At 68.5% G+C, this 9,116-nt stretch carries 7 protein-coding genes; 5 read left to right on the top strand and 2 right to left on the bottom strand.

Going from position 1 to position 9,116, the window contains the following annotated elements:
• From ACR2JA_RS02830 to ACR2JA_RS02815, 4 genes are all read left to right on the top strand, one after another.
• On the top strand, positions 1-260 hold a 260-nt coding region (locus tag ACR2JA_RS02830), incomplete at its 5' end, for a ribulose bisphosphate carboxylase small subunit (RefSeq protein WP_434007607.1).
• Positions 261-596: 336 nt separating this feature from the next.
• A complete protein-coding gene (locus ACR2JA_RS02825; RefSeq protein WP_434007606.1) occupies positions 597-1,400 on the top strand; it encodes a CbbQ/NirQ/NorQ/GpvN family protein in 804 nt (267 codons plus the stop codon).
• A 133-nt stretch (positions 1,401-1,533) separates the two neighbouring features.
• Entirely contained in the window at positions 1,534-3,975 is a 2,442-nt protein-coding gene (locus tag ACR2JA_RS02820; RefSeq protein ID WP_434007605.1) for a nitric oxide reductase activation protein NorD, read from the top strand.
• 11 nt (positions 3,976-3,986) lie between these two features.
• Positions 3,987-4,304, top strand: coding sequence for a hypothetical protein (locus tag ACR2JA_RS02815; RefSeq protein ID WP_434007604.1), 318 nt, complete (start codon positions 3,987-3,989; stop codon positions 4,302-4,304).
• A 10-nt stretch (positions 4,305-4,314) separates the two neighbouring features.
• Here ACR2JA_RS02815 and ACR2JA_RS02810 read toward each other — a convergent pair whose 3' ends face one another.
• Positions 4,315-7,158 (bottom strand): ATP-binding protein, encoded by a 2,844-nt coding sequence (locus ACR2JA_RS02810; protein ID WP_434007603.1) that lies wholly within the window; start codon positions 7,156-7,158, stop codon positions 4,315-4,317.
• Positions 7,159-7,222: 64 nt separating this feature from the next.
• Between ACR2JA_RS02810 and ACR2JA_RS02805 the strand changes: the two genes are divergently transcribed.
• Positions 7,223-8,335 carry an ABC transporter substrate-binding protein gene (locus ACR2JA_RS02805; RefSeq protein WP_434007602.1) on the top strand — a complete coding sequence of 371 codons (1,113 nt, stop codon included), beginning with the start codon at positions 7,223-7,225 and terminating at the stop codon, positions 8,333-8,335.
• 73 nt (positions 8,336-8,408) lie between these two features.
• Here ACR2JA_RS02805 and ACR2JA_RS02800 read toward each other — a convergent pair.
• On the bottom strand, positions 8,409-9,116 hold a 708-nt coding region (locus tag ACR2JA_RS02800), incomplete at its 5' end, for an ornithine cyclodeaminase (protein ID WP_434007601.1).

Raw genomic sequence — 9,116 nt, 5'->3', positions numbered from 1 at the left:
TCCGCAAGCAGGTCGAGTACCTCGTCAAGAAAGGCCTGAACCCGGCCATCGAGCACACCGAACCGCAGTACCTGATGGACTCTTACTGGTACATGTGGAAGCTGCCCATGTTCGGCGAGACCGACGTGGACAAGGTGCTGGCCGAGTGCGAGGCCTGCCGCCAGGCCAACCCCGACAACCACGTGCGCCTGATCGGCTACAACAATTTCACGCAGTCGCAAGGGGCTTCGATGGTCATCTTCCGCGGGAAGACGGTGTAACCCCCCTGCGCCGCTGCGCGGCTTCCCCCTGGAAGGGGGGACGATGCCTGTGGCCCGGCAAAGCCAAGCACCAGACCCACCCCCATCGCTTGCCCACTTCGTGTGGCCGCTCCGCCCCTCAAGGGGCGATGCCTGCAGCCCGGCAAAGCCGGTTCTGCGGCATCTCTGGAAAGCGACACGCGCGCCGAATAGCGTGGTGCGGGGTGGCCGGCGCAGTGAGGTCAAGGAGGAGCCGGCCGCAGGCCGGCGGGGGACACGAATGGAGTTGGCCGCCCCGCACCACGCGGAGCAGGCCAACGCAACAAGACGATGAGCGCAAGGTCTGTGGAGACGAACATGAGCGACCAACTAGACGCCTACCGCGTCGCCCAGCAACCCTACTACCGCCCGGTGGCCGATGAGGTCGAGCTGTACGAAGCCGCCTACTCCGTGCGCATGCCCATGATGCTCAAGGGCCCCACCGGCTGTGGCAAGACGCGCTTCGTGGAGTACATGGCCTGGAAGCTCAACAAGCCGCTCATCACCGTGGCCTGCAACGAAGACATGACGGCCTCCGACCTGGTCGGCCGCTTCCTGCTCGACGCCAACGGCACCCGCTGGCAAGACGGTCCGCTGGCCATGGCCGCGCGGCATGGCGCCATCTGCTACCTCGACGAAGTCGTCGAAGCGCGGCAGGACACCACCGTGGTGATCCATCCGCTGACCGACAACCGCCGCGTGCTGCCGCTGGAGAAAAAAGGCGAACTGGTCAAAGCCCACCCGGACTTCCAGATCGTCATCTCGTACAACCCGGGCTACCAGAGTCTGATGAAGGACCTGAAGCAGTCCACCAAGCAGCGCTTCGGCGCGCTGGATTTCAACTACCCCGAACACGATGTCGAGGCCGAGATCGTGGCGCACGAAACCGGCGTGAGCCTGGACGTCGCAGGCAAGCTGGTCGGCATCGCCGAGCGCGCGCGCAACCTCAAGGGCCATGGTCTGGACGAAGGCATCTCCACCCGCATGCTGATCTACGCGGGCAGCCTGATCGCCCAGGGCGTGGCCGCGCAGGCCGCCTGCCGCGTGGCCCTGGTGCGCCCGATCACGGACGACCCAGACATGCGCGACGCGCTGGATGCTGCGGTCGCCACATTTTTTTGACCCCCCCGCGCCGCCTTTGGCGTCACCCCCCAGGGGGCAACGCTGGCGGCCCGGCGAAGCCGGTTCCGCGGCGTTCTCGATGACACATCGGTCCGCCAAGATGTTTGGTTCTTTGTGAAGGTCCGTCTGTCTTATGAGCGTTCACCTGCACGACCACACCGAGTGGACCGACCAGCTCGATCCGATCTCGCGCGAGCTGCTGGAACACCGCTGGCCGGACGCCACCAAGGTGTTTTCCGCGCGTGGGCTGGACAACTACGTCAAGGGCGCCGCTGCGCTGCGCGGTCTGGGTCGTGGCCACGAGCTGGTGGACGCGTGGATCGACGGCGCGCCGCAGGTGGCGCAGGAGATCGGCGAGGACGTGGTCGGTGAACTCGCCACCACCGCGCTCCTGCTGGCATCCAAGACCTCGGGCGCGGTGATCGAGCTGGTGCTGGCCACCGCGCCCACCGCCGCGCGCCGCCTGGCTGACGGTGCGCTGTTTTTGCAGTACCTGCAGTTCCTCAACACGTTGGTGGCGCAGGCGCCGCGCGGCCTGCGGCCCATGCTGGGTCAGCTGGACGCGCTGTTCGGCCAGCTCACGCTGGGCGGCCTGCGGCGTTGGGCCACCTGGGGCGCGCAGGCCCACCGCACGAACTACGAAGAACAGATCGCCTACTTCGGCCTGCAGTCCAAAGAGTCGCTGGCCATGCTGCAGAAGGAGCGCAAGGGCACGCTGCTGGTGGACGTGCAGCGGCGCATCAACATGTATTTGCGCGCGCTCTGGGGGCGCGACTTCTTCATGCGGCCCACAGCCGGCGACCACGAGAGCCGCGAGGGCTACCGCCCCTTCATCGAGGATTACTTCATCCACCTGCCCGATGCGTACGACGCGGTCGACGGCAACGCGGGCACGGTAGACGCCACGCAGCTTTATCGGGCCGCGGCGGCGCACGCCGCGGCGCACGTGGTGTTCACCCGCCAGCCCATCTCGGCCGAATCGCTCAGCCCCTGGCAGATGGCGCTGATCGGTCTGGTGGAGGACGCGCGGGTGGAGGCGCTGACGCTGGCGCGCTTCCCCGGCCTGCGACCGCTCTGGGCGCAGTTGCACACCGTGCAGGCCACACAGCAAGCCACAGCCGGAGACTGGCTCAACCGCCTGGCGCGCGCGCTGCTCGATTCCGCGTACGAGGACCACCACCCCTGGATCGCCCAGGGCCGAGCGCTGCTGGCCGAGGCCTTGCCCCGCATCCAGTCCGACCCGCACGACAACAGCGTGTCCTGGGAGATCGGCGTGCAGCTGGGGCACAGCTACCGAGAACTCACGCAGGGGCCAGCCTTCCAGCCACGCACGGACCTGCAGACGGCCGCCTACCGCGACGACAACCGCTACTTCTGGGCTTTCGACGGCTTCGACTTCGAGCGCAGCATCGCCGCCGGCTACGAACCGCCGCAGCAGTTGCGCAAACAGGTCAACCTGATGGAGTTCGTCAATGAACTCGAAGTCGAGACCGCTGGTGACGACGCGCAGGAAATCTGGGTGCTGGGCACCGAGCTGTTCCCCTACGAAGACCTGGGCGTGTCGTTCAATGAAAGCGAAGGCCGAGAGCCGTTGCTGCCGCCGGTGCATTACGGCGAGTGGGACCACATGATCCAGCTCGAACGCCCGGCCTGGGCCACGGTGCAGGAGCGCCGCCCGAAAGCCGGCGACGCGGCGGTGATCGACGGCATCCTCACCGAACACCGGCGCCTGATCGGGCGCATGAATTACATCCTGGACGCGATGCAGCCGCAGGGCGTGCAGCGCATCCGCCAGCTGGAAGACGGCGACGACATCGACCTCAACGCCGCGCTGGCCTCGGTGATCGAGATGCGCATGGGGCGCCAGCCCGACCCGCGCATCATGATGCGCAGCGTGCGCAAGACGCGCGACATCTCGGTGCTGGTGCTGCTGGACCTCTCGCAGTCGACGAACGACAAAGTCCAACGCCCCCACGCTCCGCCGCTGCGCGGGTCGCTGCCCCCCGAGGGGGCTGGCTCGCCCTTGGGGCGGCCCGGCGAGCGAGCCGGTGGCCAGGACCAAACCGTGCTCGACCTCACGCGCTCGGCCTGCGCGCTGCTGGCCGACGCGATCCAGAAGGTGGGCGACCCGTTCGCCATCCACGGCTTTTGCTCCGACGGGCGGCACGACGTGAACTACTGGCGCTTCAAGGACTTCGATCAGCCCTACGACGACCTGGCCAAGGCGCGCCTGGCCGGCATGGAGGGCCAGCTCTCCACCCGCATGGGCGCGGCCGTCCGGCACGCCACCGCCGCTCTGAAGGCGCAGCGCAGCAGCAAGAAGCTGCTGCTCGTCATCACCGACGGTGAACCGGCCGATGTGGACGTGCGCGACCCACAGTACCTGCGCCACGACACCAAGAAGGCGGTGGAAGAGGCTGGCCGCCACGGCGTGACCACCTACTGCATGAGCCTGGACCCGCGCGCCGACCAGTACGTGCGCCGCATCTTCGGCGAGCGGAACTACCTGGTGGTGGACAAGGTGGAAAAGCTGCCGGAGAAGCTGCCGGTGCTCTATGCTGGCCTGACCCGATAAGGACACCCACCATGAGCATGATCCACAGCCGCCAGCAGACCTACGCCGGCATCGATGCCGAAGACCACCACGGCATGACCATGACCGGCCGCATCATCCGCGACGCCTGGGTGTTCGGCCTGCTGCCCGAAGGCGAGGGATTTGCCGGCAAGGGCGCGGGCGATTTGCAAAACCTGTTCGAAGCGGTGCACAAGGCCTGGGAGCCATATGGCCAATTGCCCAGCCGTTTGCCACCCGAACTGGCCGAGCGCCACGCGCGCATCCACGCCGAAGCGGTGGCGCGCGCCAAGGGCATGGGCTGGGACGTCGAGCTGGGCGACGACGACTGACGCTACATCCTCAGGCGCTGGCATCGACCGCTTCCGGGGTGGGTTGCACGGTCACCGCCTGCACCGGCAGCAGCAGGGTCACCGTGGTCCCAGCGCCGGGCGTGCTGGCCACCTCGACCTGGCCGCCGTGCAGTTCGACGATCTCCTTGACGATGCTCATGCCCAGGCCGGTGCCGGGGATGTGGCCGGAGTTGTCGGCGCGATAAAAGCGCTCGAACACGCGGGCGCATTGCTCGGGCGTCATGCCCACACCCGGGTCGCTGATGGCGATGCGGGCCCGCTGGCCCGACGCGTCCAGACCGCAGCGGATGTGCACCGCGCCGCCGGCGGGCGAGTACTTGTAGGCGTTGGACAGCACGTTGAGCAGCACCTGCTGCAGCTTGCTGCGGTCGGCCTGCACCGTCACGCGGTGCTCGCAGGCGTCGATCACCGGGGCTTCGCGGCCGTCCGGTGGCCGGTGGTCCTTGGCGACCAGGTCGATCAGCTCCTGCACGATCACCGGCTCCAAGACGAAGTCCTTGCCCTGCCGCGCCTCGATGCGGGCCAGGTCCAGCAGCTCGTCGATGATGGTCGACATGCGCGTGGCCTGGCGCGAGATGGTTTCCAGCAGGTCGCGTTTTTGATCCTCGCCGAACTGGCGTGCCAGCAGCAGCTCGGTGAAGCCGTAGATGCTGGCCATGGGCGTGCGCAACTCGTGGGCCGCGGTCGAGAGGAACTCGCTCTTCATGCGGTCCACCTCGGTTTCGTGCGTGACGTCGCGCACGTACAGCACCTGCGACACGCTGGTCGATTCGGACAGGCGCAGCGCCACGTCCAGCACGCGTTGGCCTGCCCCGGCCAGTTCCAGCGTCCAGCTGCGCTCGCCGCCGGGCCGGTCGCCGGTGGCATCCGCGGTGTCGGCCTGCGACTGCCGCAGGTGCGCCAGACCGGGGAAGCTCTCGGGGCGCTCGCACAGGGCCGCCAGGCGTTCGGAGAACCGTGATTCGTCCAGGCCCTTGAGCTCCCGGGCCGACAGGCCGGTCATGCGGGTGAACGCTGCGTTGACCGAGGCGACGCACCGCTCGCGGTTGAACGAGACGAAGCCGTCGGGACTGATGGCAAAGACGGTGTTGAGCTCTTCCGTGCGATCGCGCAGCTCGTCGGTGCGCTGGTCCACCAGGCGGGCCAGGTTGTCCTGGTAGCGCGCCAGTTGTGCATCGGCCCGTTTGCGTTCGGAGATGTCGCGCAGCAGCGTGATGGTGAAGGTGCGGTTGTCCCAGCGGGCCTTGCTCAGCGACACCTCCACGGGGAAGGTGCTGCCGTCGCACCGGCGCAGCACCGACTCGAAGTTCGCGCCTTCGGGCCCCATGCTGCGCACGATCTCGGTGGCTTCGGCCAGGCTGTAGTGGGCTTCCCAGTCGGTCAGGTGCAGTTGCTGCATCTGCTCGGGCGTGTGGCCGAGCATGCGCGCGGCGGCCGGGTTGGCCTCGAAGACGCTGCCGTCGCGGTTGACGATGATCACGCCGTCGCGCTCGTGCTCGAACAGCGCGCGGCGGCGCAGGGCTTCGTCGGCGATGGTTTTCTGGGCTTCGCTTTGCGCGACGTCCTGCCGTTCGATGGTGTCGAGCAGGCGGTTGAAGTGCTGGCCCAGGCGCGCCAGCTCGTCCTGATGGGGGTCCACCTGCACGCGGGCGCTGCGCTCGCCGTGGCGCACCCGGGACATGGTGTCCACGATGGCGCCCAGCCGCTGGATCAGTTGCCGGGCGTTGACCGTGGCCGAGCCCGAGACCACCAGCGTGGTCAGCGCGAGCACACCGCCCACCGACCACAGCAGCAGGTGGATCATGCGCTGGTAGGGCGCGTACGGAAAGGCCACGCCGATGGCCCCGATGGTCTCGCCCCGGGCGTCCACCAGGCGCTGGTAGCCGCCCATGTAGTCGGCGTCGCCCAGCGGCAGCAGGCCCAGCCACAGCGCTTCGCCGCTGTGCAGGGCGCGGGCCGCGTCGGGGGCCACCGGCATGCCCAGCACGCGGCCGCCCTCGCGGCGCTGCTGGCTCAGGTTCACCACGGTGCCGTCGGTGGCCAGCAGGGTGATGCCCTCGGTGTCGTCCGGCAGCGTGCCCAGCGGGAAGATCAGCTCGCGCATGTGCTGGATCAGGGTGGTGTGCCGGTTCAGCAGGGTGCCGCCCACCAGCACGGCATCGGGCACGTTGACCGCCAGCGGGAAATGGGCGGCGGCGTGGATCAGCAGTCCGTCCTGTACCGCATCGGGGCCAGGGCCCCGCGGCACGCGCGCGGTGGACGGCAGCGCCTGGCCCAGCACCGCCAGTGACGCGGGCGGCATGCGCGCGAAGGCCGACGTGGTCACGCCAATGCGCGCCTGGCGCAGCACCGGGTCTTCGGGCAGCCGGGCCTGCGCGGGCACCGGGCTGCTGGCGGCCAGCACCTGCCCGTCGGCCAGCACGATCAGCAGGTAGTCCAGGTTGTCGCGCTCGGCCAGTTCGGCCAGCACCGCCCGTCGCTCTTCGGGGGGCATGCCGGCGTCCAGCAGCGCCTGCACCCGCGGGATGCGCACCAGGCGGCCCACGCGCACGCCGTTTTCGGCCCGCAACTGGTCCAGGTAGCTCAGGCCAGCGCCGAGCTGGGTGCGCAGGTTGGCCTGCAGGATGTCGTTGACCCGCTGCCCGCCCAGCACGACCAGCGCCGCCATCACCAGCGGAAAGGTCAGCAGCAGCGGCATCAGGCCAATGGCCAGCAGCCGCAGGCGCAGCGAAGCGGCCCAGCGCTGGCGCCAGCGGCCACCCGCCGCCGGCGAGGCGGGCGGTAAGGCTTCAGTTTCGGGCTGGAAGGTCGATAGGAAATCGGTGTGGGGCATTTCGCGGTGGGGGCAGCTTCACCCGCCCGCCGGCATTCATCACTCCCTTCTTATCGGTACGAACATGAAAAAGTTGCTGCCTTTTTTCGGTCCGCTGCTCGCCCTGGGGCTGGTCGCCTGCTCGCCCAAGCCGACCGAACCGATCCGCATCGGCTTCATCGGTGGCCTGACCTCGGCCAATTCGGACAACGGCCAGGCGGGGCTGAACGCGCTGACCCTGGCGGTCGAGCAGTTCAACCGGGCCGGCGGCGTCCAGGGCCGGCTGGTGGAGCTGGTCTCGCGTGACGACGCCCAGAACGCCGAGACCGCGGCCCGCGCGGCGCGCGATCTGGTCGAGGCCAAGGTCGAGGCGGTCATCGGCCCCTTCACCAGCAGCATGGCCGCGGCCATCGTGCCCATCACCGGAGAGGCGGGCATCCTGCAGGTCAGCCCGACCATCACGGCCATGGACTTTTACGGCAAGGACGACAACCTGTTTCGCATCAACCGCACCACGCGCGACAACGCCAGCGATTACGCGCGCTTCATGGTGGGCCGCGGGCAGAAGCGATTTGCCATCGCCTACGACCTGCGCAACCGCAAGTTCACCGAGTCGTGGCTGGCCGAGTTCCGGATCGCGGCGAAGGCCAATGGCGCCGCGGTGGTGAGCGAGGTGCCTTACGAGTCGAGCGAGAGCACCGACTTCGATGGCGTGGTCCGCCAGATGTTGGCCCAGCCAACCGACAGCCTGTTCTTCATCTCCGGCGCACTGGACGTGGCGCGCCTGGCCAAGGCCGCGCGCGAACAGGCACCCCAACTGCCAATCGCTGCCTCCGAGTGGGCGGCCACCGAGCAGCTGATCGACCTGGGCGGCTCGGTGGTGGAGGGCCTGCTGATCGTGCAGAACTACGACCGCGACGATACGTCGCCGCGTTTCCGCGAGTTCAGCGACGCGTTCTACAAGCGCTTCCAGCGCTACCCGGGCTACAGCTCGGTGTCCACCCAGGACGCGGCCACCGTGGTGTTGCAGGCACTCAAGAACCGGCAGGAAGGCGAAACCCTGAAGCAGGCCGCGCTGCGCAGCGGCCCCTACCAGGGCCTGCAGCAGGACATCCAGTTCGACGCCAACGGCGACACGGTGCGCAAGATCTACTTCACCGAAATCCGCGACGGGCGTTACCGCCGCGTGGACCGCTGAAGGGGTGTGCTGAGCGCTGGCGCCCACGCCGCGTGGGACGCGCAAGCGCTTGGGTGCTCAGGCGGCGAGAGGCTCAGGCGCTCGGCAGCGCCTCGGCGGCGTGGACCCCCTGGGCCGAGGGCGCGCGCAGTGTGCCGAACAGGTTCTTGGGGTCCGCCAGTTGCGGGATCAGCGCGATGCGCTCGCCCAGGCCCAGCCGCTCGGCCGTCTGGTGCATGAAGCGCAGGGCCGAAAAATCTTCCAGCGCAAAGCCCACCGAATCGAACACGGTGACCTGCTGTGCGTTGTCGCGCCCGGCGCGTTCGCACCGCAGCACCTGCCAGAGCTCGGTGACCGGAAAGTCCGCCGGCTGGTGCTGGATCTCGCCTTCGATGCGCGACTGCGGCTCGTATTCCACGAACACCTTGGCCGCGTGCAGGATGTCGCCGTGCAGCTCGGTCTTGCCCGGGCAGTCGCCACCCACGGCGTTCAGGTGCATACCGGGTTGAATCATCTCGGGCGTGAGGATCAGCGCCATGGCGTTGTGTGCTGTGACGGTGGTCTCGATGTCGGCGCCCTTCACCTCCTCGGCCGTGCTGCGGCACACCGTGATGCGCAGGCCGCTGCCCTGCAGGTTGGCCAACAGCTTGGCGCTGGCGGCGGGGTCCACGTCGTACACGCGCAGTTCTTCGATACCGACCAGGTGCTGGAAAGCCAACGCCTGGAACTCGCTCTGCGCGCCGTTGCCGATCAGCGCCATCACGCGGCTGTCGGGCCGGGCCAGCGTCTGTGCGGCCAGGGC

It is taken from the genome of Hydrogenophaga sp. (assembly GCF_051007235.1).
In the GTDB taxonomy this organism is placed as follows: Bacteria; Pseudomonadota; Gammaproteobacteria; order Burkholderiales; family Burkholderiaceae_C; genus Hydrogenophaga.
Note: the sequence above shows the minus strand (reverse complement) of the source record. Positions and strands in the feature narration are given on the sequence as shown.

Bases quoted from the DNA above. Each gene is read 5' to 3' on its own strand.
- ACR2JA_RS02825 (WP_434007606.1), top strand. From the start codon at position 597: ATGAGCGACCAACTAGACGCCTACCGCGTCGCCCAGCAACCCTACTAC.
- ACR2JA_RS02815 (WP_434007604.1), top strand. From the start codon at position 3,987: ATGAGCATGATCCACAGCCGCCAGCAGACCTACGCCGGCATCGATGCC.
- ACR2JA_RS02805 (WP_434007602.1), top strand. From the start codon at position 7,223: ATGAAAAAGTTGCTGCCTTTTTTCGGTCCGCTGCTCGCCCTGGGGCTG.
- ACR2JA_RS02810 (WP_434007603.1), bottom strand. From the start codon at position 7,158: ATGCCCCACACCGATTTCCTATCGACCTTCCAGCCCGAAACTGAAGCC.
- ACR2JA_RS02820 (WP_434007605.1), top strand. From the start codon at position 1,534: ATGAGCGTTCACCTGCACGACCACACCGAGTGGACCGACCAGCTCGAT.